Source organism: Pelolinea submarina, from assembly GCF_003966975.1.
Classification (GTDB): domain Bacteria; phylum Chloroflexota; class Anaerolineae; order Anaerolineales; family Anaerolineaceae; genus Pelolinea; species Pelolinea submarina.
In genome coordinates, this window is sequence record NZ_AP018437.1 from 231,932 (window position 1) to 255,277 (window position 23,346).

24 protein-coding genes are annotated in these 23,346 nt (G+C 50.8%); 20 read left to right on the forward strand and 4 right to left on the reverse strand.

What is annotated here, in order from left to right; all coding sequences use genetic code 11:
* The first annotated feature begins 67 nt into the window (after positions 1-67).
* The 4 genes from Pelsub_RS01115 (at position 68) to Pelsub_RS01130 (ending at position 3,234) form a co-directional block, all read left to right on the forward strand.
* On the forward strand, positions 68-478 hold the full coding sequence (locus Pelsub_RS01115) for a VOC family protein (RefSeq protein ID WP_116225238.1): 411 nt from the start codon (positions 68-70) through the stop codon (positions 476-478).
* A gap of 49 nt (positions 479-527) precedes the next feature.
* Positions 528-1,154 (forward strand): nitroreductase family protein, encoded by a 627-nt coding sequence (locus tag Pelsub_RS01120; protein ID WP_116225239.1) that lies wholly within the window; start codon positions 528-530, stop codon positions 1,152-1,154.
* Positions 1,155-1,588: 434 nt separating this feature from the next.
* A complete protein-coding gene (locus Pelsub_RS01125; RefSeq protein WP_158674919.1) occupies positions 1,589-2,113 on the forward strand; it encodes an RNA polymerase sigma factor in 525 nt (174 codons plus the stop codon).
* Between the two features lie 14 nt (positions 2,114-2,127).
* Positions 2,128-3,234, forward strand: coding sequence for a hypothetical protein (locus Pelsub_RS01130; protein ID WP_116225241.1), 1,107 nt, complete (start codon positions 2,128-2,130; stop codon positions 3,232-3,234).
* Positions 3,235-3,338: 104 nt separating this feature from the next.
* Here Pelsub_RS01130 and Pelsub_RS01135 read toward each other — a convergent pair whose 3' ends face one another.
* Positions 3,339-4,196 (reverse strand): DegV family protein, encoded by an 858-nt coding sequence (locus Pelsub_RS01135; RefSeq protein ID WP_116225242.1) that lies wholly within the window; start codon positions 4,194-4,196, stop codon positions 3,339-3,341.
* Positions 4,197-4,512: 316 nt separating this feature from the next.
* On the opposite strand from Pelsub_RS01135, the gene Pelsub_RS01140 reads away from it, so the two are divergent.
* Positions 4,513-5,046 carry a peptidylprolyl isomerase gene (locus Pelsub_RS01140; protein ID WP_116225243.1) on the forward strand — a complete coding sequence of 178 codons (534 nt, stop codon included), beginning with the start codon at positions 4,513-4,515 and terminating at the stop codon, positions 5,044-5,046.
* Positions 5,047-5,171: 125 nt separating this feature from the next.
* Positions 5,172-6,134 (forward strand): potassium channel beta subunit family protein, encoded by a 963-nt coding sequence (locus Pelsub_RS01145; RefSeq protein WP_116225244.1) that lies wholly within the window; start codon positions 5,172-5,174, stop codon positions 6,132-6,134.
* 71 nt (positions 6,135-6,205) lie between these two features.
* Here Pelsub_RS01145 and Pelsub_RS01150 read toward each other — a convergent pair whose 3' ends face one another.
* Positions 6,206-6,799 carry a glutaredoxin family protein gene (locus Pelsub_RS01150; protein WP_116225245.1) on the reverse strand — a complete coding sequence of 198 codons (594 nt, stop codon included), beginning with the start codon at positions 6,797-6,799 and terminating at the stop codon, positions 6,206-6,208.
* 223 nt (positions 6,800-7,022) lie between these two features.
* On the opposite strand from Pelsub_RS01150, the gene Pelsub_RS01155 reads away from it, so the two are divergent.
* The 12 genes from Pelsub_RS01155 (at position 7,023) to Pelsub_RS15605 (ending at position 17,795) form a co-directional block, all read left to right on the forward strand.
* Positions 7,023-8,036: a LacI family DNA-binding transcriptional regulator gene (locus Pelsub_RS01155; RefSeq protein ID WP_116225246.1), complete on the forward strand. Its 1,014-nt coding sequence runs from the start codon at positions 7,023-7,025 to the stop codon at positions 8,034-8,036.
* A gap of 111 nt (positions 8,037-8,147) precedes the next feature.
* Positions 8,148-9,440, forward strand: coding sequence for a PTS sugar transporter subunit IIC (locus Pelsub_RS01160; RefSeq protein WP_116225247.1), 1,293 nt, complete (start codon positions 8,148-8,150; stop codon positions 9,438-9,440).
* Positions 9,441-9,504: 64 nt separating this feature from the next.
* Positions 9,505-10,908: a family 4 glycosyl hydrolase gene (locus Pelsub_RS01165; RefSeq protein WP_158674920.1), complete on the forward strand. Its 1,404-nt coding sequence runs from the start codon at positions 9,505-9,507 to the stop codon at positions 10,906-10,908.
* 46 nt (positions 10,909-10,954) lie between these two features.
* Positions 10,955-11,302, forward strand: a complete 348-nt coding sequence (locus Pelsub_RS01170; RefSeq protein ID WP_116225249.1) for a PTS sugar transporter subunit IIB — start codon at positions 10,955-10,957, stop codon at positions 11,300-11,302.
* A gap of 33 nt (positions 11,303-11,335) precedes the next feature.
* The gene (locus Pelsub_RS01175; protein WP_116225250.1) at positions 11,336-12,181 is read left to right on the forward strand and encodes a hypothetical protein; all 846 of its coding nucleotides are present in this window, start codon (positions 11,336-11,338) and stop codon (positions 12,179-12,181) included.
* On the forward strand, positions 12,168-12,821 hold the full coding sequence (locus Pelsub_RS01180; RefSeq protein WP_116225251.1) for a formylglycine-generating enzyme family protein: 654 nt from the start codon (positions 12,168-12,170) through the stop codon (positions 12,819-12,821). The genes Pelsub_RS01175 and Pelsub_RS01180 overlap by 14 nt, the downstream gene beginning before the upstream one ends.
* Before the next feature lie 17 nt (positions 12,822-12,838).
* Positions 12,839-13,456 carry a histidine phosphatase family protein gene (locus Pelsub_RS01185; RefSeq protein WP_116225252.1) on the forward strand — a complete coding sequence of 206 codons (618 nt, stop codon included), beginning with the start codon at positions 12,839-12,841 and terminating at the stop codon, positions 13,454-13,456.
* A 24-nt stretch (positions 13,457-13,480) separates the two neighbouring features.
* Positions 13,481-13,846 carry a PTS lactose/cellobiose transporter subunit IIA gene (locus Pelsub_RS01190; RefSeq protein WP_116225253.1) on the forward strand — a complete coding sequence of 122 codons (366 nt, stop codon included), beginning with the start codon at positions 13,481-13,483 and terminating at the stop codon, positions 13,844-13,846.
* A complete protein-coding gene (locus Pelsub_RS01195; protein ID WP_116225254.1) occupies positions 13,819-15,111 on the forward strand; it encodes a 6-phospho-beta-glucosidase in 1,293 nt (430 codons plus the stop codon). Before Pelsub_RS01190 ends, Pelsub_RS01195 begins: the two co-directional genes overlap by 28 nt.
* A gap of 15 nt (positions 15,112-15,126) precedes the next feature.
* Positions 15,127-16,308 carry a DegT/DnrJ/EryC1/StrS family aminotransferase gene (locus tag Pelsub_RS01200; protein ID WP_116225255.1) on the forward strand — a complete coding sequence of 394 codons (1,182 nt, stop codon included), beginning with the start codon at positions 15,127-15,129 and terminating at the stop codon, positions 16,306-16,308.
* A 21-nt stretch (positions 16,309-16,329) separates the two neighbouring features.
* Entirely contained in the window at positions 16,330-17,562 is a 1,233-nt protein-coding gene (locus Pelsub_RS01205; RefSeq protein ID WP_116225256.1) for a family 4 glycosyl hydrolase, read from the forward strand.
* Between the two features lie 86 nt (positions 17,563-17,648).
* Positions 17,649-17,795 (forward strand): hypothetical protein, encoded by a 147-nt coding sequence (locus tag Pelsub_RS15605; RefSeq protein ID WP_158674921.1) that lies wholly within the window; start codon positions 17,649-17,651, stop codon positions 17,793-17,795.
* Positions 17,796-17,957: 162 nt separating this feature from the next.
* Here the strand turns inward: Pelsub_RS15605 and Pelsub_RS01210 are convergent, their stop codons facing one another.
* Together Pelsub_RS01210 and Pelsub_RS01215 are read right to left on the reverse strand one after the other, a co-directional pair.
* The gene (locus Pelsub_RS01210; RefSeq protein WP_116225257.1) at positions 17,958-18,791 is read right to left on the reverse strand and encodes a DegV family protein; all 834 of its coding nucleotides are present in this window, start codon (positions 18,789-18,791) and stop codon (positions 17,958-17,960) included.
* Between the two features lie 46 nt (positions 18,792-18,837).
* Entirely contained in the window at positions 18,838-19,791 is a 954-nt protein-coding gene (locus Pelsub_RS01215; protein WP_116225258.1) for an EamA family transporter, read from the reverse strand.
* 346 nt (positions 19,792-20,137) lie between these two features.
* Here Pelsub_RS01215 and Pelsub_RS01220 point away from each other — a divergent pair, with 346 nt between their 5' ends.
* Positions 20,138-22,429: a formate C-acetyltransferase/glycerol dehydratase family glycyl radical enzyme gene (locus tag Pelsub_RS01220; RefSeq protein ID WP_116225259.1), complete on the forward strand. Its 2,292-nt coding sequence runs from the start codon at positions 20,138-20,140 to the stop codon at positions 22,427-22,429.
* A 41-nt stretch (positions 22,430-22,470) separates the two neighbouring features.
* Positions 22,471-23,313, forward strand: coding sequence for a glycyl-radical enzyme activating protein (locus Pelsub_RS01225; protein ID WP_116225260.1), 843 nt, complete (start codon positions 22,471-22,473; stop codon positions 23,311-23,313).
* Positions 23,314-23,346: the final 33 nt, after the last annotated feature.

Genomic DNA, 23,346 nt, shown 5'->3' on the forward strand with positions numbered 1-23,346 from the left:
ACAAATATATTGACAATATAGAACATCTGTTTTATTATTCGGTCATTCAAGGGAAAAGGAGTTAGAAATGAAAACAAAAATCGGTCATTTTCAAATCAATATTGATCCAAAAAATCAAGCCTTCTATCAGGACCTGTTCAATTTCCTGGAATGGCAAATGCTGTATCAGGATGAGCAGATCCTGGGCGTGGGCGACGTAAACAACTGCGGGTTGTGGTTCGTCAAAGGGCTGAAGCAGGCTGCCAACGATTACGATGGGATCGGCATGAACCATTTGGCGATCTCAACTGAAAAACAGGCAGAGGTCGACTCGGTTGTAGCTTATCTGAAAGAGCACAATATTGAAGCGCTATTCAACACCCCATGCCACCGTCCGGAATTCAGCGATGGCCCGGATCAGACTTATTACCAGGTCATGTTCCGCTCACCCGATAATATCCTTTTCGAAGTCGTCTACACCGGCCCAAAAGATAAATAATTTTGTCGGAAAAATCATAGTAAGTGAAGGGTAAATTAGGAGAATTCCGATGGATGTATATGAAGCCATATCCAAACGCATGACTATCCGAGATTTCGCCCCAAAAGAAATTCCACAGCAGGTCGTCGAGCGCATTCTTTCCGCCGGATTGCAGGCACCCAGCAACGACCACCTGCGCCGCTGGGAATTCATCCTGGTGCAGGACAGGCAAATGCGCGAAAAGCTGGCCGGCAAGATCCATCCGCCCCAAACAGAGAAGGGCACGGCCGCGCTGGTCAAACGCATGGGGCTGTCAGTCGATAGCCAACGAGAGATGTACCGTCAAGCTATTCCCCGCCAGGTGGCTATGTTGTTGGATGCGGCCCTACTGGTCATCCCCTGTTTCCACGTCAACGGCGAGCTGCTCAAACCGGAAACGCTCTCGTCCTTAAACTGTTTCGCATCCATTTGGTGCTGCATCGAGAATATCCTGATCGCGGCGGCTGCGGAAGGCATATATGGCGTAACGCGCATCCCCTTCGAGCCGGAACGCGGGCACCTGCACAAGACCCTGCACATCCCGCCGGAGTATGAGGTTCCCTGTTATCTGGCGCTGGGGTACCCGGCGGAAAGCGCCGGGCGCATGACGCAGGAACCTGTCTCGCTTACAAATAAAATCCACGAAAATACCTGGTAGCCAGTGGCTACCAGGATTTTTATCCTGACGAATATCTGACAAGATCGATTGGATTTGCCCCTTGAACCAGCAGAAAAGCCGGCAAGCTCCTCTGGCCTAACCGCTTTTATTTCCTGTCCCTCCTTTGGGGAGAGTTCCCCTGATTTTTTTTGATACCCACTTGGGGCCCTCGCTCAACATCGCATGACGCCGGTGGGCATCGTTGTCGTCTATCGGGTTGGGATCCACTGTTTGTTCGTGAGATGTTCATTTTCCAATGAATTCGCGAGCAGCGATAGAATCACTCAGGTTTCTTATCATCGTTACAATTGCTGGGGACGGGTATCCCGGGATAGAAGAATTCATCCATCATCTCTTCCTTTAGTTGAAACCAAAACACCTTGGGCTGTGTTATTGGGACTGACAATTGTCAAACTCGAGCGGAGGTTAATCATTTGAATGAAAAGAAAGCGATCAAGGCTTTAAAACGAGGAAATACTGACGCGCTTGAATGGCTCATTGAACGCTATGCCGGATACGTCAATACCATTATCTACAACATCATCGGCTACGCGATGGCAGTGCCGGACATCGAGGAAGTGGTATCGGACGTGTTTCTCGCTCTCTGGGATAACGCCGTCAAGGTCGAGCCGGACAAACTGAAAGCATACCTGGGAAGTATTGCCCGCAATAAAGCCAAAAACAAACTGCGTGAGCTGGTAAAGGAAACGCCCATTGAGGAGAACATGATCCTCATCTCGGCTGGGACTCCCGAAAGCACTGTCCTTGCCAACGAGCAAACGGCTCACGTTAAAAGTGCGATCCTGGCAATGGAGCTCCCGGACAGAGAAATATTTTTGAGGCATTACTACTACTATCAGGGTGTCTCGAAGATTGCGGAGGAAATGGATATGAACGTTTCCACAGTGAAAACGCACCTGGCCCGGGGCCGTCAAAAACTAAAAAGTATTTTACAGTGAAGGAGGAACCGTTGATGGAAAAAAGAATTACAGACCTTTTGGACTGCGTCCAGGATGACAGCGTGCAGCTTCAAAGTAAAGATGTTTCCTCCATCGAGCGAATCAAGGAGGCAACATTGAACAAGATTCAGAAACGTGAATCTTCGACTTTTAGAGTAAAAAAGAAGCTGTCGAGGACAGCCCTCGTTGCAGCCATCGTAGCCGAAGGGCTGATCATTTCGGCGCTGGCCGTGGGAATTACACTGCTGGTGCTGAAACAAGCCGAGCTGCGCAGTATTCTGGGAATCGAAGACAAAAACATCCCGGAGTACATGGAATACGAAGCAAGCGAAACGCCACCGGAAGCCGATGAAGTGTCCGTGTCCGTACTATCTTCTATGCGTGATAAGAAGTATGTCAGATACTACATCCTCGTCTCTCCTGTGACGCAGGAACAAGCCGAAAGCTATACGTGGTCTATCCACCGCAACGGCGAAAGGAAAGGCAGGGAGGCATTCCCGGTCAAAGCTGATCTGGATACCGCCTACGATGCCGATACCCAATCGCTGATGCTCGAATTTTCGATGTTCATCGGCTCAGATGCCCAAGTGGAAGACACAGAACCTTATGAGGTCAATCTATGGGGAGGCATAGACTACGACAGCGGAGCAGAGGCTAGCGATTCTATCAGCACGAGCTTCTCTCTTCCTCAGAACACGTCGGAGATCTCCACTGTGCTGATCCAATTGGGGAACGGCGTCGAATTCACCAATGCTCTGACCGGAGAAACCGGAAAGATACAGGAAGTGCAGGTAAGCTCCGGCGGCATTGAATGGTTCTACAGCTACGATACGGCCGAGATGCTGCTCAGAGAAATCAAAAATTACGGCAGCGATGACAGCGATCTGAGCGAAGAAGAGTTTCGTCAATATTCCGCCGAACAGCTGGCATGGATTCATGCCTTTGAAGATACTATCCGGGATGCCGTGCTGAATCTGTCCGATGGAAGCACGCGCGGAGGGCTTATACCGGACCAGGTCGATTTGGACAACGGCGTCCTGATCGGGAACGGGTACTGGGAAAATCCGCTGGATCTCTCCATTCTGGAGAGCATAACTGTGGATGGAAAGACGTATCAATAAAAAGGAAGGCCACCCGTTTGACGGGTGGCTTTTTCTTTTTCTTCGCTTGTTCAAGCGACCCGGGTAAAAAAAGAACCGGTTCTCGTGAGCCGGTTCGAATTTTCTTAAGGTTCGGAGTATCCGCACAACGCAATGGCCTGCGGGCCGGTGTGGACACCCAGGATGGGGGTCACGATGGTGGTGATCAACTCCTTGGGTTTATAAGTTTCGATCACCTTTTGGGCCAGAGATTTGGCTTCGTCCAAAGCATTGTTATGCAGCACCGCAATGTGCATCGGCCTTTTAACATTGATGGTCTTGAAAAATTCGCGCTGCAGCCCGGCGATGGCCAGTTTGCGTGAGCGGGCAGGCAGACTGACGCCCACCGTGCCGTTTTCAGGCTTGACAAAGACCAGCGGCTTAATGGTCAGCACAGTTTCCACTAACCGAATAGCATCCCCAATGCGCCCGCCTTTGGAAAGATATTCCAGCGTGTTCAATGAGACATAGTAAACCATATGTTGGCGCACGCGCTCAATCGCGGCGATCATGTCGGTCAAGCTACCGCCGTTTTCCCGCACGCGCGCAGCGGCAATGACCTGCCAACCCATTCCCATGGAATTGCTGCAGCTGTCGATAACATGCACCGGGATATCCATTTCCTCGGCCGCCTGCTGCGCAGCAACAATGGTGCCGCTCATGGCAGCGGCCACCACGACTGTTAGAATTTCTTTAGCCCCGTTTTTCTTTGCCTGCCGGTAAGCTTCCAGGAAAGCCGCCGGGGTGGGATGAGAGGTGAAAGGATGGACTTTCTCCCTGGGAAGCTGTTCGTAAAATTGCGCCGCGGTCATTTCAACGCCATCGATATATTGTTTTTCTCCAAAGACGATGATAGAAGGCACCACGGTTATGTTGTATTTTTCGCGCCACTCATCGGGAATGTCGCAGGTGCTATCCGTTACCAATGCAATTTGGTTTGCCATACCAATAACCTCAGATTATATTTTTAAACCCTCGCCAAATTCATCTGCTGGTCAGGTTTTTTGTTCCTTATATTCTATGACTAATTATTAATTTATGCCCAATAATAATTTATACCGTGTAAATTTTATATAAGTATTGTATTAAATTTAGAGATTAATTCTGTCCACCTGATAATTATTAATTTTTCTGAACACACCCCCGGATTCACTTTTTAATCTCAGTAATTTAAAGAATTTCCCGAATCTGCCGGTTGATACAGGTATAATCACGCAGGAATTCGATTATCCAAATTACTAAAGAAAGTAGTAAAGAATTATGTCAAGCGAAAACCAAGCAAACAGCAAACAATATTCATCCGCACCTGCCATGCAAATTGATCCGCAGAAAGAATATACCGCCACCTTCAAGATGGAAAACGGGGAGCAATTCATTATCAAACTGTATGCCGACAAGGCGCCAGTCACTGTTAACAGCTTTGTCTTTCTGGCTCGCGACGGGTATTTTGATGGTGTAACCTTCCATCGTGTATTAGAAGGTTTCATGGCTCAAGGCGGCGACCCCACCGGAACCGGTCGGGGCGGCCCAGGTTATCAATTTAATAACGAAGATTCAGATCTTGAATTCGACCGCGCCGGTATCGTGGCCATGGCCAACGCCGGTCGGGACACCAACGGCAGCCAGTTCTTCATCACCTTCGGCCCCACCCCGCACCTAAATGGCGGTTACACCATTTTCGGTCAGGTAATCAAGGGAATGCCGACTGTCAACAATATCAAGCGCCGCGACCCCAGCCGTAACCCGGATTTTCCCGGCGACGCCATCAAAACTGTCACCATCGAAGAGATTTAGACTTTTACTTTTCTAATTCGTAAACCAGCGCCTCCTGCTTTCTTATATTTCTATAAGGTAATTTTTTACAAGGATGTATAAAATTACAACATAGCAAAATAAAAAGAGTTCAGGAGGCGTTCATTATGGAATATCGCTATTTAGGCCGGTCAGGGTTACGCGTCAGCGCTCTTTCATTGGGTTCATGGGTCACCTTCCACAACCAGGTGGATATCGAGAGTGCCATGGATATGATGACTACCGCGTACGATGCCGGCGTGAATTTCTTCGACAACGCAGAAGTGTATGCCAAAGGCAAATCGGAAGAAATCATGGGCACCGTGCTCAAGAAGTTGGGCTGGCGCCGTTCAAGTTACCTGGTTTCAACCAAATTCTTTTGGGGGCTTAATGAAGGCATCAATGAAAAAGATACCCTCAACCGAAAATACCTGCTGGAAGCCATCGACGGTTCACTGAGACGGCTCCAGTTGGATCATGTTGATTTGGTCTTCGCCCATCGGCCGGACCCGCATACGCCCATTGAAGAAACCGTATGGGCAATGCACAACATTGTGGAATCCGGCAAAGCCTTTTACTGGGGCACATCCGAATGGCCGGCCGGGGATATCCTGGCCGCTATTGAAATTGCCGAACGCCATCACCTGCATAAACCGGTGATGGAACAATCCCAATACAACCTGTTCCACCGCGAACGGCTTGAAGTGGAATATACCCGCCTGTTCAGTGACTACGGTTACGGCATGACGACCTGGAGCCCGCTGGCCTCCGGCCTGTTGACCGGCAAGTACAACAAAGGCATCCCGGATGGGTCACGCGCAACACTGCCGCATTATGAATGGCTGAAGGAAAGCGTCACCGACCAGGCCAAATTGGACAAGGTTTCGCAGCTCCAAAGCGTCGCGGACGACCTGGGCGTGCCGCTGTCACAGATGGCACTGGCCTGGATCTTGAAAAATCCCAACGTCAGCACGGTCATCACCGGCGCCAGCAAACTGCAGCAAGTTAAAGAGAACCTGAAGGCCATGGATGTGGTCAGCCAATTGACCCCGGATGTGATGGAACGCATTCAGACCATTATGGGAGAATAATTCCTCTACGCTTAAACAAGAAGGCACTCGTTATTGAGTGCCTTCTTTATATTCAAGCAGGATGAGCTGATTCAATGGCGCTTGCGAGCGGGTTTCTTTTTTGCCTGGCGCAGCAGGGCGCCAACCCCATAAGCGACCAGCACCAACGCCACCACAGCCAGCACCCATACAAATGGGGAAGTTGTGCTTTCGGTATCCGCGGCAGTCTCACCGGCCGTTTGCAGCGAGCGCACGGTGCCTGAGGTATCCAGGCCGAATTTATCCGCCGGATCGCCGCAGCCGTCATTGGAACAGGCAGCCACAGCCGCAGAAAGTTCCGTTCCGATTTCATCGCTAAAGCCAACCCAGGCCTGATCGCCGATGACCGTAACCGGCACGCCGCTGGTTTCAAAGCTCATGGCGTCTCCTAAAGCAAAGAGGTAATCCAGGTTCGCCTGGCTGTCGTAGACCTCATAGGCCCGCAGGTAAATTTGCGGGTACTGCGCCATCAGCTCCTGCAGGAAAGGTTTTTCTTCCGCGCAATGTGAGCAGCCTTCGCGCCAAAAGAAGGTGATCACTACAGCCGGGTCGTCGGAATTGCTTTGAGCCGCCACAGTGCCATAAACAGCCAGCAGCGCCATTATCAGGAAGGCAATAATCAGAATCGGTTTTCTTTTCACGCGCATAATCTATCCTTTATTGAGCACTTTATATAAGTCAATTATAAAGCCGGCCGAAATTTAGTTCCTCTCCGGACTGCGCAGAAGCAAAATAAGACCATGATGGTCATATCCACATCTCCTGGTTGATAGAAATTCCTTAAAAATCTCTTGACTTTCAGTTTTTTGGGTGATATAGTGTAACCGGTTACATTAATATTATACAAGAAATTATCCTACAACTTAATTAATGGAAAACAAGCGATCGGTAACTATTAGGGACGTCGCCAGGAGGGCGGGAGTATCCATTGCGACAGTAAGTCGTTATATCAATAAGACTGCGCCTGTGTCCAAAGAAGTCGGTGAGTCCATTCAAAGTTCCATGAAGGAACTTGACTTCATCCCCAATTCCGCAGCCCGCAAATTAGCTACCAATCAATATTCCACCCTCGGCCTTTTATTATCAGATATAAAAGGCGATTTTTTTTCTGTCCTGGTTAGCGAAATAGAAAAAGACGCGCGCGCGGCCGGATTCGACCTGCTCATCTCCATCAGCCGGGATGACACCGTCACGACCGGAACCAACGCGTTTTCCATCGGGCCGCAAAACACGGATGGCATGATCATCTTTGCCGACTGCGCCAGCGATAACGATCTAAAGTATTATTTTTTCAACCGCTATCCTGTGGTCCTGGTCTGCCGCACCGCACCTTTGGAAATCAATATCCCCAGCGTGGGCGTTGAAAATTTACAAGCCACTAAAGCCATCATGCGCCACCTGATCGAAGTTCATCAGCGGCGCAAGATTGTCTTCCTGCGCGGGCTGCCCACGCACGAAGATTCGATGGTACGCGAAATTGGCTACAAATCGGTATTGGCAGAAAAAAACATTCCTTTCAATCCCAGTTTAGTTTATCCCGGTAACTTTGACCGTGACAGCGCTTTTGAATCAGTCAAAAATCTCTTAAAGAAAAACACTGATTTCGACGCCATCTTTGCCTGTGATGACGAGGCCGCCATCGGCGCCATGGCCGCTCTCACAGACGCGGGAGTTGACATACCCGGTCAGGTATCCGTGGTTGGATTCGACGATCAAACTATCGCTCCTTTCTTAAATCCCTCACTCACCACCATTCACGCACCTTTTGCGGAAGTGGGCAGGAAAGCAGTCGATATTTTAATAAAACAAATTAATCATCAAGCGGTAGATTCATTGACAGTAATTCCATCTGAATTAGTTATTCGTCATTCATGCGGTTGTTAATTCGTTAATTCGAAGTAAAGGAGGAAATATTTATAAGCAAAATCAATTTATTCGCAAGAGAAATCGTAACAGCAACAAACATTATTAACAAATTTGAAAGGAGTTTTATTTATGTCACCCGAAAAGAAAAAAAAGAATTGGGCAGATGCTATGACCGATTTGATGGAAAAGATGGCACCGATTTTCGATCAGCCCATCCTGGCTTCCATCCGCGACGGTTTCGTAGCTATGATGCCTATCCTGATTGTGGGAGCTTTGGTATTAATCATCCTGCAATTCCCGCTGTGCTTCAAAGATGATCCGACCTGCTATTTAGAGGCACATTTGCCGGCAAACATTTCAGGCACCCTCTGGAATGTATTCAATGTCACTTATGGCCTGCTGTCAATTTATGTGCTCATGTCCATCGCCTACGCGTTAGCCCGGCGCCGTGGTTTGGATCCTTTGATGCCCGTACTTTTCTCCTTCCTGTCCTACATTCTGGTTGCAACCCCGGAATTGGTCAACGGAGAAGCCGGCAACTATTTGGACAGCTCCGGTTTGTTCACCGCCATGGTTCTCGCGGTGGTTACGGTCGAAGTCTACCGTTTCTTCATTCAGAAGAACATCGTCATCAAGATGCCCGATGGGGTACCCCCGGCGATTTCCAATGCTTTTGCTGCTTTGATTCCCTGCGCAGCGATTGCTTTTGGCTGGTGGTTAATCCGCTTTGTACTCAATTTTGATTTAGCTAACGGTTTGTTTAAAGTATTGGGCGCAGTTGTTCCCGCCGCGTCCACTTACGCAGCCGCCGCTATCGCGGAAACCTTCCATGCTTTCTTATGGACCATGGGTATCCACGGCGACATGACCATTGGTATCGCCCTGCAGCCCGTATGGCAGGCGAACCTGGCCGCCAACGTAAAAGCCGTTGCCGAAGGTTTAGCCCCCACCGCTATCTACACCGAGCAGTTCCGCTCCTTCGTAGTTCCCGGCGGTTCCGGCGCCACTCTGCCGTTGGCTTTCTACTTCACCCGCTCGAAATCAGAACGCCTACGCCGTGTAGGCTGGTTGGGTATCTGGCCCGGTATCTTCAATATCAACGAGCCGATCACCTTTGGTGCCCCTGTAATCTTCAACCCGATTCTGGGCCTCCCGTTCATCCTGATCACCTTCTTGAACACCACGGTTGCCTATCTGGCAACATCCGCTGGTCTGGTCAGCCCCACATACATTGCTGGTCCGTGGACGCTGCCCGCACCCATCCTGATGTTCCTGGAAACCGGTTATGATTGGCGCGCTATTATCCTGGCCATCATCACCGAGTTCGTCATTCCTGGCATTATCTGGTTCCCCGCCTTCAAGGCTTGGGAAGCGGAAGTGCTCCAGAAAGAAGAAGCCGGCGTCAAGAAAGTTGCCGCATAAAGCAAATAACGAGAAACAAAGGGGATGTGGAAATCACATCCCCTTCATAAACTATAGAGGCTATATGAAACTTACATTTATCGGCGCCGGGGGTGTACGAACTCCGTTGGTGATTCAGAGTATTCTCAATTTTCAGGATCGTCTGCCTCTGGACACAGTCTGTATGATGGACATCGATCCGGAGCGACTGGAATTGATCAAACTGGCCTGTAAACCGCGTCTGGCTAAAGGCGCAAAATTCAATATCGAGTGGACTACCGATGCCCGCAAAGCCATCCGGGGCGCGGATTTCATCGTTACCACTTTCCGTGAAGGTTCATTGGAATCACGGGTTATTGACGAACAAGTACCTTTGAAATACGGCGTGCTCGGCCAGGAAACCACCGGCCCCGGTGGTTTTGCCATGGCGCTGAGAACCGTACCCGTCATCCTGCATTATGTCGAATTAATCAAAGAATTGGCCCCGGATGCCTGGTTGTTGAATTTCACCAACCCGGCCGGAATACTGACAGAAACAATCACGCGGGTGGCAGGTTTTGAACATGCCGTGGGTATTTGCGATAACCCGTCGGCTATGATGCGTGCGGCGGCGGCTTACGTTCATACCGATCCCGACAAACTATTCCCCGAATATTACGGCTTGAATCACTTGGGCTGGATGCGTTCCATTTATTTGGATGGCAAAGACCTTATCCCGGATATTCTGCAAAAGATGCAAACTTCCGGTGAGACAATCGAACACCTGCCTTTCGATGTCAATGAGATCGCAGCGTTAGGGACCATCCCCAACGAGTATGTATATTTTTATTACTACCCCAGAAAATCAGTCGAGAATTTACTCAAATCAGGCCAAAGCCGCGCGATGCAAATCCTGCCTTTTAACCAGGAGCTGTACGCCGGGCTGCGGCGCATCCGCGACGAGGAAGACACACCGGATAAGATTGAAGCAATTTACCTGAAATACCTGGATCAGCGCCAAAGCACTTATATGACGCTGGAAACCGGACACGATGCGGAAAACGCTGCGGTTGAAGAAAAACCGCTTGAAAAACAAGACGCAAAAAAGGCCATGGATGAATCCGCAGAAGGATATTCGGCAGTTGCCCTGAATGTCATTGAAGGGCTGCTGGAAAAACCCAAGCTCATGATCTTAAACGTACCCAATCGCGGCGCCATCAGTGGCATGGCAGAAAACGATGTGATTGAGACCACCTGCCTGGTCGGCAACGGCGTGGTGCGGCCCTTTGCAATGGGCAGCATCCCCGACGCAGACCTGGGCTTGATGAAATCCGTAAAAGCCTACGAGAAGTTGACCATCCAAGCGGCTGTGGAAGATTCCTACGAATTGGCGCTGGAAGCACTTACCCTGCACCCGTTGGTGCCGGGTTACGATATCGCCCGGAATATCCTGGACGATTACCTGGCGCAGCACGGGGATTACTTCCCGAAATTATTAAACGAACGCTAAAAGAGACAAATCTTTTTATTTTTATTATTTTATAAGAGGTGTAAGAATGGCAGAAGAGAAAAAAATCAGAGTGCTTATGGTTTGCGCCATGGGTATGTCCTCCAGCTTGATTGAAGCCAAGACAGCCAAAGCCGCCGAAGCCGCGGGTGTGCCTTTTGAATTGAAAGCAATTGAGGCAGCTGAAATGGGACGTTGGGATTTTTCGGAAAACCCGATGGATATCGTGTTGGTGGCTCCGCAAGTCCGGTTTAAGAAGAAAGCTATTGAACAAGCTTCAGGCCCTTACGGAACCATCGTTCTGAATATCGACACAATCGCTTACGGCATGATTGACGGTGAAGCCATCTTCAATCAGGTCATGGAAGCCATCAAAGAACGCGACGCCGGAAAATAATTACACGCAACTTAGAAGCAAATTGAGGTCATTATGATATTAAAGGGGCTGTTGGTTGTTGTCAGCGGTTTTGTTTTCATCTTTTCATCGGGCATTCCAATGAATATGATCAGCCGTTTTCGGCCTGATTACAAACGGGAAGCTACTTATTGGGGTATGGGTATCTGGGCCATCACATTCTTTTTGAGCACCTTCCTGCAAAAGTTCATTATGCAGATTATTACAGGCGGTCAAACCAGCGCCAACAGCTCCAGCATCATTTCCTATTTCGGCGGCGATGTCGTCACCACGCTCCTATTACAGCTCGGGATGTTTTACTTCCTGAAGAGCCGCCTGGACAAAGATGAAGATATCGATAGCAACGGCCTGGCGCTGGGTTTTGGCATCGGCATGATCGCACATGTTTTTACCGGACTGAACGAGATTGGTATTGGGATTAATATCATATTCAGCCATGGCGGTGAAAACCTGGCAGCGGGAAGTGTTCAGGCTGCCACGGTTGCTCAGATTGCTCAAGCCAGTGTCGCGAACCTATTTGCAACATCCTTATCGACTATCTTTTTCCGGGTTGCATTACTGACCATCAGCGCAGTGCAGGGGTATTTGGTCGCCTCCGCAATCAAAGGCAAAAGCAAGCGATTTTGGGCCGGCATCCTTCTTTACATCGTCTTTACCTGGGGCGCCTCTTTATTGGAATTAGCCCTGGGTGAAGGAAACACAGGCCAGACATTGGGGGTAACCTCAACACTCACTTCTGTTGTAACGTCTGTTTACTATCTCGCAACAACCTTCTTCTGTTATCGCTGGTTAACAAAAGAATTGCAATCATCCAATCCTAAAAAATTTAATAAAAGGAGCATTAAGAATGTCAGAAACTAAAGTTCCTCTGTTTGTCTGCGGTAAAGACAATCGACCCATGGTAAAAGTTCCGGCGGGTGAATTTTTATATGGAGAGGATCAGGAAAAAACTGAAACCAAAGAATTTTTCATCGACCTCTATCCCGTCACCAACGCGGATTACAAGAAATTCGTTGATGCAACCGGCCATACCGAACCCGCCTCCTGGCGCAAGGGAACCTGGCCCGAAGGCAAGGAAAATCACCCGGTAGTGGAAGTCAACTGGGAAAGCGCTTCAGCCTACGCCGCTTGGGCCGGCAAACGCCTGCCTACCAATGAAGAATGGGAAAAAGCCGCGCGCGGTACCGACGGACGCACCTGGCCGTGGGGCAACGAGTTCGACCGCGATAAGTGCAACACTTTCTCCGGGGACACCACGCCGGTGGGCCAATATTCGCCCGCGGGCGACAGCCCTTACGGCTGCCAGGATATGGCCGGCAACGTGTGGGAATGGATCGGCGGCGGAAAGCCCTCCCAGCTGCGCGCACCGTTGCGCGGCGGCGATTGGCTGGACGGCGCGGAAGAAGCGCAAACCTTTTTCATCCGTATGCATACTCCCCTGCGCAAGAATCCCTTTGTCGGTTTTCGCTGCGCAGCCGATTCCGCCGAACCAATGAAATAAAAAGAAAACTATACTACATGGAAAATTCAACGCAGCTCATCCTGGTCAGACATGCTGAGACAACAATGATCACCGGTAACAGAATCCACGGTCATTTAGACGCCCCGCTTTCAGAGGCAGGGTTGGCGGATTGCCGGAAGACCGCGGATTATTTCCGCGGCCAGCATATCGATACGTTGTATGCCAGCTCACTGGGGCGGGCGATGCGTACTGCTGAAATCATTGGGGAAGCCATCCAACTGGACCCCATCCCGGTGGATAAACTGCGGGAACGCTATTACGGCCGCCTGGAAGGGAAACGCCTGGATCGCTTTGAACCGGACGGCAGCGGGCCGTGGTACTTCCGGCCCTACGTCAACCTGACCCTGTGGTTAACCGGCGAACATGAAAAAGATCTCGTGGCACGCGTTATAGAAGGCACTGAAGAGATCATCGCACGGCATCCCAACCAGCGCACCATGCTGGTGGTGCATTGGGGTATCCTGGGCATCCTGTCACAGTATTTTCAAGGTTTGGATGTGGATGCATGGCGCCTGATTGGACCCTGGACGGCTTGCGGCATCAGCGAATTTCAGCTCGTCGACGGCCGCTGGCAAGTATTGCGCATGAATGACGGAAGTCATTTAGTAAATTAAGTTTAAAGAAGGATAAATAACAATATGACTGATTTTAATGAATGGGAACAGACGCTGTTCCAACTAATCTTACATGCCGGCAGTGCCCGCAGTTTTGCCAAAGAAGCCGCCGAATACGCCGAGAATTACCAGTGGGAAGATGCGGAGAAAAGCCTGCAGCAAGCCAACGACGAGCAGACCCAGGCTCATAAGATTAACACCTCCATCATCACCAAAGCCGCACGCGGCGAGGACGTGCCTTTTTCCGTCCTATTGGTCCATTCGCTCGACCTGTTGATGCTGGCCTGGGCCGAGATTGATAACACCGAACAAGTGATTCGGATGAACAAGCGAATTGAAACCCTTGAAAAAGAGGTAGCAAAATGTCAAAACCAACAATCGAAAAAATAACCGTCATCGGCGGGGGCAGCACCTATACCCCTGAATTAATTGATGGCTTTATTCAGCACGAACCCGACCTGCAAGTCGATGAAATTGCGCTGTACGATATCGACGAAGAACGTTTGAATATCGTGGGCGGTATGGCCCAGCGCCAGGTCCAATATGCCGAGCTGGACACTAAAGTCACGCTCAATCTGGACCGCCCCAAAGCGGTGGATGGCGCGAAATTCGTGCTGTCTTCCATGCGCATCGGACACATGGCCGCGCGCATCCTGGACGAGAAGATCCCGCTGAAATACAACGTAATCGGACAGGAGACCACCGGCCCGGGAGGCACCTTTAAAGCCTTCCGCACCATCCCGGTGACGCTGGATATCGCCAAAGATATGGAGAAGTATGCCCCGGATGCCTGGTATATCAACTTCACCAACCCGTCCGGTATCATGACCGAAGCCATTCTCAAGCACACCAACCTGAACGTCGTGGGTCTGTGCAACAATCCCATCAACACCATCGCCGCCATGGCGGAAGCCTTCCACGTGGAACCCAAAGATGTGTTCCTGGAGTGGATGGGCCTCAACCACGTCAACTGGGTGCGCAAAGTTTACATCAAGGGTGAGGACGTCACCCAACAGTTGATCGACAACCTGGAAAAGATGGTAGACATCGAAGAAATGCCCAAGATCGACCCCGACCTGGTGCGCACCTTGGGCGTAATGCCGACTTATTATCTGCAATACTACTACTTCCATCCCCAACGCCTGGCAGAAGCCAAAGCAGCCGAGAAAAGCCGCGGCCAGGTTGTGCTGGAAGTTGAAAAAGAATTGTTGAAGAAATATGCCGATCCCAATGTCATGATCAAGCCCCCGGAACTGGCCCAACGCGGCGGCGCGCGTTATTCCGAAGCAGCCGTCAACCTGATCATGTCCCTGATGCTCGACCGGCGGGACGTCCAGATCGTGGTGGCCCGCAACGGCACCAGCATCCCGGATTTGGATCCGGACGTATCTGTGGAAGTGCCCTGCGTGGTGGGCGCGCACGGCGTAACCCCGCTCAGCATGGGCCGCCTGCCCGAATCCATCCGCGCGTTGTGCCAGCATGCCAAAGCCTGGGAATCCGCCACGGTAAAAGCCGCTGTCAGCGGTTCCCGGCGCGACGCCTATTTAGCCATGCTGCAGAACCCCTTGGTGCCCGATTATCCCACCGCCGTCAAGCTGGTGGACGAAATGTTGGAAGCGCACAAGCAGTATCTGCCGCAATTTTTTAAAAAATAAACATTTGGAGAAGAAATGACGAAAATAGATTTGAGCCGCAAGATTGAAGTACCCAGTTGGGTGGATGCCCTGCTGAAACCAACCAAGATCGGCAGCGGTGAGCTGGAGCGCCAATGGGAAGAGATCGGCGACGAAGTAATGGATGTCCTCAAGAAGGTCATGCCCACCGGCAAATACACCCTGGGACCTTACCTGAAGAAATTTGAAGAGGAATTCGCCGAATTCAGCAATAGCAAATACGGTATCGGCATGTCCAGCGGTACCGCCGCATTGCACATCGCGTTGGAAGCCATGGGCGTCGGCCCGGGCGATGAGGTCATCACGGTATGCAATACCTACGTAGCCACTGCCTTCGCGATCTCGTATTGTGGCGCGACTCCGGTGTTTGTGGATATCGACCCCAAGACCTACAACCTGACCGCCGAATTGGTGGAAAAGAAGATCACTTCCAAGACCAAGGCCATTGTGCCGGTGCACCTGTATGGGCAGGTAGTGGACATGGATCCCATTATGGACCTGGCCAAGAAGCACAACCTGTACGTACTGGAAGACGCTTCGCACGCGCACGGCGCATATTACAAGGGCCGCCGGGCAGGTTCATTAGGCCACGCAGCCGCTTTCTCGTTATACCCCAGCAAGAACATGGGCGCTTACGGCGACGGCGGTGTCATTACCACCAGCGACCCCGAATTGAACGAGAAGATCCGCATGCTGCGCTACGTTGGTCAGCGCGTTAAATTCATTCACGAAGTGATTGGCTTCCAGGATCGTTTGGATGAGATCCAGGCCGCCATGTTGAGCGTCAAGCTGCGCCACCTGGATGATTGGAATAACCGCCGGCGCAAAATCGCCGCAATCTACGATGAAATGCTGAAGGACACTCCTCTGCAGCTGCCGTACGTGGCCGACTACGCCCACCACATTTATTATTCCTACGTAACCATCACCCCGAACGCGGAAGAACGGACCAACCTGCTGATACACCTGGCCAACAATGACATCGGCGCGTTTGCCATGTATCCCATCCTGGTGCCCATGCAGGGCGCTTATGAAGACCTGAATTACAAAGAGTCCGATTTCCCGGTAGGCTCTTCCTACGCCACGCGCGTGTTGAACCTGCCTATCTTTGAAACCTTCCGTGAGGATGAAGCCCGCGCGACCGCCGAAGCCATCCTGGCTTACTACGACCGCGCATAAGCGAACGAATTGAGGGAATCGATGTCTGAAAAACGAAAACTGGCAGTTCTGGGCGGCAGCAGCATTGCCTCTCCGCTGCTTGTGGAAGAAATGGCCAAGCGCACAGACCGGACGGCATTTGAGATCTGTCTGATTGGGCGCACACGCGACAAGCTTGAAAAAGTGGCCGCGGCAGGCGCAGCGTTAGCCAAGGCTGCCCAGGTTCCGTTAGAGGTTACCTTCGAGACCGATGCACGCAAAGGTCTGGAAGGCGCCGACTACATTCTTAACCAGATCCGCGTGGGCGGTTATAAAGCCCGCGCTTACGACGAACGCTTCCCCAAGCAGTTCGGCATCCTGGGAGAGGAAACATACGGGCCGGGCGGCATGAGCAACGCCCTGCGCACCATTCCGGTGGTGTTGGACTATTGCCGCATGGTGGAAGAAGTCGCTCCGCAGGCACTGATGCTCAACCTGACCAACCCCAACAGCTACATCCAATATGCGGCTTCGCGCTACTCCAAAGTAAACATCGTGGGTGTGTGCGATTCGCCCATCGGCATTGCCGAGAACATCGCGGCCATGCTGGGCGCGCCGCTGGAGGAGCTGTGGGTGCAGTACGTAGGTATGCATCACTTCGGCTGGGTCGTGAAGGCAATTTGGAACGGCCGCGACATGATGCCGGAAATCCTGAGCCAGTTGGACAAAGTACCCGGCCTGCCGGTGGACGTAGAGATCGCCCAGGCCATGGGCGGCATCCCCACCAGCTACTTCAAATATTACTATCACGCCAACCGGGTCTTTGATAAACAAAAGGACCAGGAGCATGTGCGCGCGGAGCAGCTGATGGAGCTGGAAGCGCAGGTAATGAGCATTTACGAGGCCGGCAACAGCAAACCGGAGAGCTTGAATCAGCGCGGCGCGCATTGGTACGGCGCCATCGTAGTACCGGTCATGCTGGCGCACGCCAACAATGCCAACCAGGTTTTCATCCTGAACATCGTCAACGGCACAGCCATCCCTTGGATGCCGGCGCACGCCATTGTGGAGACCCCCACGCTGGTGACCGGCCACGGCTTTGTACCGCTGGAACCGGCCGAGGCGCCGCTGGATTTGCAGGCCATGGTGCGCCTGAACGCCACGTTTGAGATGTTGTGGTCGGAGGCAGTGGTAGAAAAAGATTACAGCAAAGCCCTGCGGGCCATGATGCTCAACCACCTGGTACACGACCTGGACACGGCCAAGGCCATATTGAAAGAGATTTGGAAGTTTTAGTTTATTGAGGAACACGAAAGGCCGGCGTTTGCCGGCCTTTTTTTTATACTCCCTCTTCCCTTGGGTAAAAGGGTCAGGGGAGAGGGTTGACCAATGTCTGTGTCATCCTGAGGGAGCGTTTTGCCCTATGTGAAACGCAGGGCATCGACCGTAAGGATCTCGGCTGGCACAATCGCAAAAAGGCAGGCAAGAATGCCTGCCCTTCGATGGTTAAGGGAAAGAATCAGGGGTGAGGGGGCATAGGTTATTTTTGGCGCGTATGGAAACGCGCCCTACGTTTTGCTGGATTAAAAATAATTTATTGGCCGTGCTTGTCGATCGCACAGTATCCCCTTGGGGAAAGCCAATAAAAAAAGAGGCCGGCGCAATTGCCGGCCTCGAATATCCAAAACAACTTACTTGACCATGTACAAGATCCCGATGGTGCCGGGGCCGCAGTGGCTGGAGACTACGCTGCCGGCACGGGTAATGAGCACCTCTTCGGGAGCGGCCAGTTTGATAATTTCTTCCTTCAAATATTCCGCGTCCTCATCCGGCGAGGTATGGGTAACAAACACCCGGCGCGGATCCAACTCATCCAGATGTTTTTCAAAATCGGTCAGCAGCAATTGCATGGACTTTTTGCGCGAACCGTAAGCCTTGTCCTTGACGCCCAGCGAGCCGTCCGGCTGCATCTCGATGATGGGGTGGATCTTCAGCATGGTGCTGAAAATGTTTTCCATGGCCGAGCAGCGCCCGCCTTTGTACAAGAATTCCATCGTAGCGATCATAAAAGACATGCGCGTTTTGGGCAGGCGGCGTTTGATTTCCGCCTCAATCTCCGCGGCAGACAATCCCTGATCACGCAAGTCGGCGGCGGCCAGCGCCAGCAGGCCAATGCCGGTGGAAAGGTTAATTGAGTCAATCGCACGCACCTTTCCCTCCGGAAATTCCTGAGCGGATAAAACCGCGTCCTGCACCGTGGCGGAAAGTTTGGATGAAATACCGATAAAAATAGAATCTTCCGGCACGTCAAACATTTTATGAAACTCACCCGGGGATGGCGCGGCTGTCTTAGGTAATTCGCCAGTCTGCTTGATCAGCTCAAATAATTTAAATTGATCAATGTCTTCGCCGTCATGATAGGTGTTGCCACCGATGATTACGGACAAAGGAATCACTTTTACGTTCGCCTGATCTGCAATCTCATGACTTAAATCGGCTGTACTATCTGTGACTATCTGTACCATCTGACCTCCAATTCTTAAATGACGGAGCAGTGAATATCTCCTGGTCTTAGTGCACGTCCGATTTTACCCTATTTTTATACATACGTATAACTACGACGCCTGCCATGACCAATAGGCCGCCCAAGATCTGCTGTAAAGTTAGGCGCTCCCCCAAAACAAAATACGCTGTGATTGCCGTGAAAACCGGTTCAATCGTGACGATTAAATTAACCACGCTGGATGGCAAATGCGTAAGGCTGATGTTGTATAGCCCATACCCCATCAATGTCGGGCCGGCTGCCAACAGGAACAGGATGATCCAACCAGGCAGCGAGTCACCCAGCCAGAACAAGTCGGAGGGCTGCTGCGCCCCACCCGGCAACCAGGTTCCCAGGAACAGGTTGATGAACAGCATGAACACCGCAGCTGCCAGGAATGTATAGAACAATGTCGTCCAGGGGTTTAGTCCGCGCTGCTGAGAAGCCGAACGGCCCATCAGGGAGTAGATGGCGTAGAACAACCCGGAGCCGATACCGGTCAGAATACCCAATGGGTTGATATGCCAAACCTGGGGATTGAAGGCATCCACAATAAAAGCACAACCGGCCAAACTGAGGACGACCGCGATGATCTTGGCCGGGGTCAACTCCTCATGCAGGATCAGCCAACCCAACAGTGCCGTAAATGCTGCCGAACAATAGCACAGCACCGTAGCCACCGCGGCGCCGTTCAGTGTGACGGAAACTGTCCAAAGGGCATTGAAGAGCGCCAACACAAAACCATAGATGCCCAGATAAGAAAGATGCGGTTTTGCCCCATGCAGAAGAGCTCGCCGGAAAATAAAGAAAACCACCAGCAAAATCAATGCAACAAAAAATTCACGCCAAAAGGCCAGCACCAGGGCAGGCAATTGAAAATTCAAATTCAGATAACTGATAAAGATAGATGTCAGAGAAAGAAAAACGGCGCTACCCAGCGCTGTAATATAGCCCGTGTTGGGGTTTTCGGATGAACCATTCATTGTATAAATCCTCTTAATATTGATAAATTTAAAGTCGTTCAGATTCGGAAAGGTTTTTGTTTATAGACAATATAACGTCGGGGTATTATATATCAATCTACAATTTAACCAATTAATCCTGGTTAGAAGCAAGAATTCTTTTAGAAGGGTTTTATTTCAGATCAAATCTCCAGAGATTCAGGAGAATACCAGGAAGTCAGTTTGCCTATCGTTCTCTTCACGATATCTTGATATATCACTATCAATCAATAATAATTACGATATATGTTGCTATTACGGGAAATCGTTGCTATAATTCATTCGCAAAAATATTTCTATCGACTCCGGATAATACCCTAAATTGCCAATGACTACTTTGAATCGCTTCCAAATCCTGAAACAACAACTTTTAAGCACGCGTAGAGAGATTTCCTTTGAACGCGCACGTTATTACACTGAAAGCTGGAAGACGACCGAAGGCCAGCCCAACATCATCCGGCGCGCTAAAGCGCTGCAGCATGTGCTGGCGAATATCGAGATTTCCATTCGCGCAGGGGAAATACTGGCCGGCAACCGCACCGTCAAGCCGCGCAGCGGGATCGCGTCTCCGGAAATGAGCCCTTATTGGATTCGCGATGAGATTGACAGCCTTTACTGCCGCCCCCAGGACAGTTTTTATGTTTTGCCTGAAGACAAGGAGTTTTTCCTAAAAGAGCTTTACCCCTATTGGGCCGAAAGAAGTTTGAAAGACTTAATCGAACCGCGCCTGACCCCGCCTGTGCGGGAATCCATCGAAACCCGGATAGTCAGCATCAACCAAACCGACAAAGGCCAGGGGCATATCATCCCCGATTTCGAAAAACTGTTGAATCTGGGCCTGGACGGAATCATTTCGGAAATTGACGTATTTGAAAACCGCAACGGCCAAAACAATTTCTACCAGGCCGCGCGCATTTGCTTGAGCGCGCTGCAGGACCATATTGGCAGGTATATTCACCTGCTGGATAACCTGATCGCGCAAGAGGCTGATCCCGCGCGCAAGCAGGAACTTGTGCGCATGAAATTGGCTTCTCAATCCATCCAGCACGAGCGCCCAAACAGCTTCTTCGAAGCCGCGCAGTTGTTATGGTATTTCAATATTGCCCTGCAAATGGAATCCAACGCCAGCAGCATTTCCACCGGACGTTTTGATCAATGGATGTTGCCTTTCTTCCAGAAAGACGTCGCCGCCGGTGTATCCATTGACGAAATCAAGGATACGCTGCGCATGTTGTGGATCAAGATGAACGACGTGGTTCTACTACGCAGCCGGGAAAGCGCGAAGTATTTCGCGGGCTTTCCGACCGGATATACCATTATGTTGGGCGGCCTGACCCCGGACGGTTTCGGCGCCAATAATGAGCTGAGTTGGTTAATTCTGGATACTTATGACGACATCCGTCTGCCTCAGCCCAACCTGGGCGTGCGCATGAACGAACGTCTATCACGGGACTTTGTCGCCCGCGCTGCCGAGACCATCAAGCTGGGCACAGGTGTCCCACACGTGTTCAACGATGAAGTCATCATGCCGGGGCTGTTGGCACGCGGAATTTCCCTCAAGGACGCTCGTGATTACGCCATCGTCGGCTGTGTTGAAATTTCAGTGCCGGGCAAAATGTACGGGCTGCACGATATCGCCATGTTCAATTCCCCCAGGCTGCTGGAACTTGCGCTGCAAAAGCACGCCAGTGAAATTGCCAGCTATGATCAATTGATCACTTTGGTGGAAAAAGAGATCGAAGACAACGTGGCTTTGATGGTGGATGGCTCCAATCAGGTGGACACCGCGCACGGCCAGCTCGCGCATATTCCGCTGCTTTCCACGCTGATGCACGGCTGCCTGGAGAGCGGGAAGGACGTGGTCGAGGGCGGTACACGATACAATTTCTCAGGCGTGCAGGGGATTGGGTTCCAAAATCTGGCCGACTCACTGGAAGTCATCCGGCTGCTGGTATTTGAAGAAAAACAGCTTTCCCTTACCGAATTCGTGAAAATTCTAAAGAACAACTGGCAGGGCAGCGAGAAGCTGCGCCAGCAGTGCATCAATAAATACCCCAAATACGGTAATGACATTGATTCGGTGGATTTATTGGCAGCCCGTTTGTTGAGCAAATACAATGAATGCTGCGAGACTTACAAAAATGTGCGCGGTGGTATATTCAGCCCAGGCAGCTATACCGTATCCGCCAATATCCCGCTGGGCGAGCAGGTCGGCGCGACCGCGGATGGTCGCATGGCGCAGGAACAATTGGCCGATGGAGGATTGTCCCCCATGGTCGGGCGCGATACACACGGCCCAACCGCAGTACTCAAGTCGGTCAGCAAACTGGATCATTACCAAACCACCAACGGGTCGCTGCTAAACATCAAATTCCATCCCAACGCATTTAAAGGGGATATTGGAACCCGCAAGTTCGTGGACTTTTTGATTGGCTGGATGCGCCTCAAGATACAGCACATTCAATTCAATATCATCTCGCGGGAAACGCTCATCGATGCTCAGAAACACCCCGACAAATACCGCGACCTGGTAGTCAGGGTGGCAGGCTATTCGGCTCTGTTCGTAGACCTGAACGTGAAAACTCAAAACGACATCATCGCGCGCACTGAGCACAATTAGTGATCATAAGCGGTTAAAAAAAGGATTTCCGAAAAACCATAATGAATACACCGCTCATTTTTAACATCCAACGCTTTTCCATTCACGACGGCGGCGGCATTCGGACAATTGTATTTTTTAAGGGCTGTCCCCTGCACTGCCCCTGGTGTTCCAACCCTGAAGGAATTTCAACCAAACCTCAACTGATCCGAAACAACAATCGCTGTATTCAATGCAGCGCGGAGGACGCTTACCACTGCACCAACACGCCGGACAACTGCCCGGTCAACGCCCTTACCTGCTGCGGGCAGGAATACACTGTCGATCAATTAGTCAAAGAAATTGCCAGCGACCAAATCATATACGATGAGGATAACGGCGGGGTTACTTTTTCAGGCGGTGAACCATTCTTGTTCCCTGAATTCCTTGAGCAATTATTGTCTCGAATCAGACCATGGACAAACTCAATCGCGGTGGAAACATGCGGCAACGTGCCATTTGAAAACATTGAAAAAGCACTGCCTTATGTCGACCTGTATCTTTATGACCTGAAGATCATGGATGAGGAAAAATTTCGCGATGTATGTGGCGGGAATTTATCCATTGTGATCAGCAACCTCGAAAATCTGGTTTCGCTTCACAAGAATGTAATTCCGCGCATTCCGTTAATTCCCACTTTTACTGATGATGTAGAAAACATCGACAGGATCGCACAACTATCTTTGAAATTAGGGCTAAAGCAGGTACATCTGCTGCCATTTCATCAAATGGGAAGCGGAAAATATGAAAACATGGGGATGCCTTACACCCTATCGGAACTCCGCCCATTTACCGATGACCAAATTTCAGCCGTGGTAAGCCGCCTGGAATCCGGGGGACTGCAAGTTATCACGGGTGGTTTCTAGTTCCCAAACAGAAATCTCAAAATTTAATGGTTT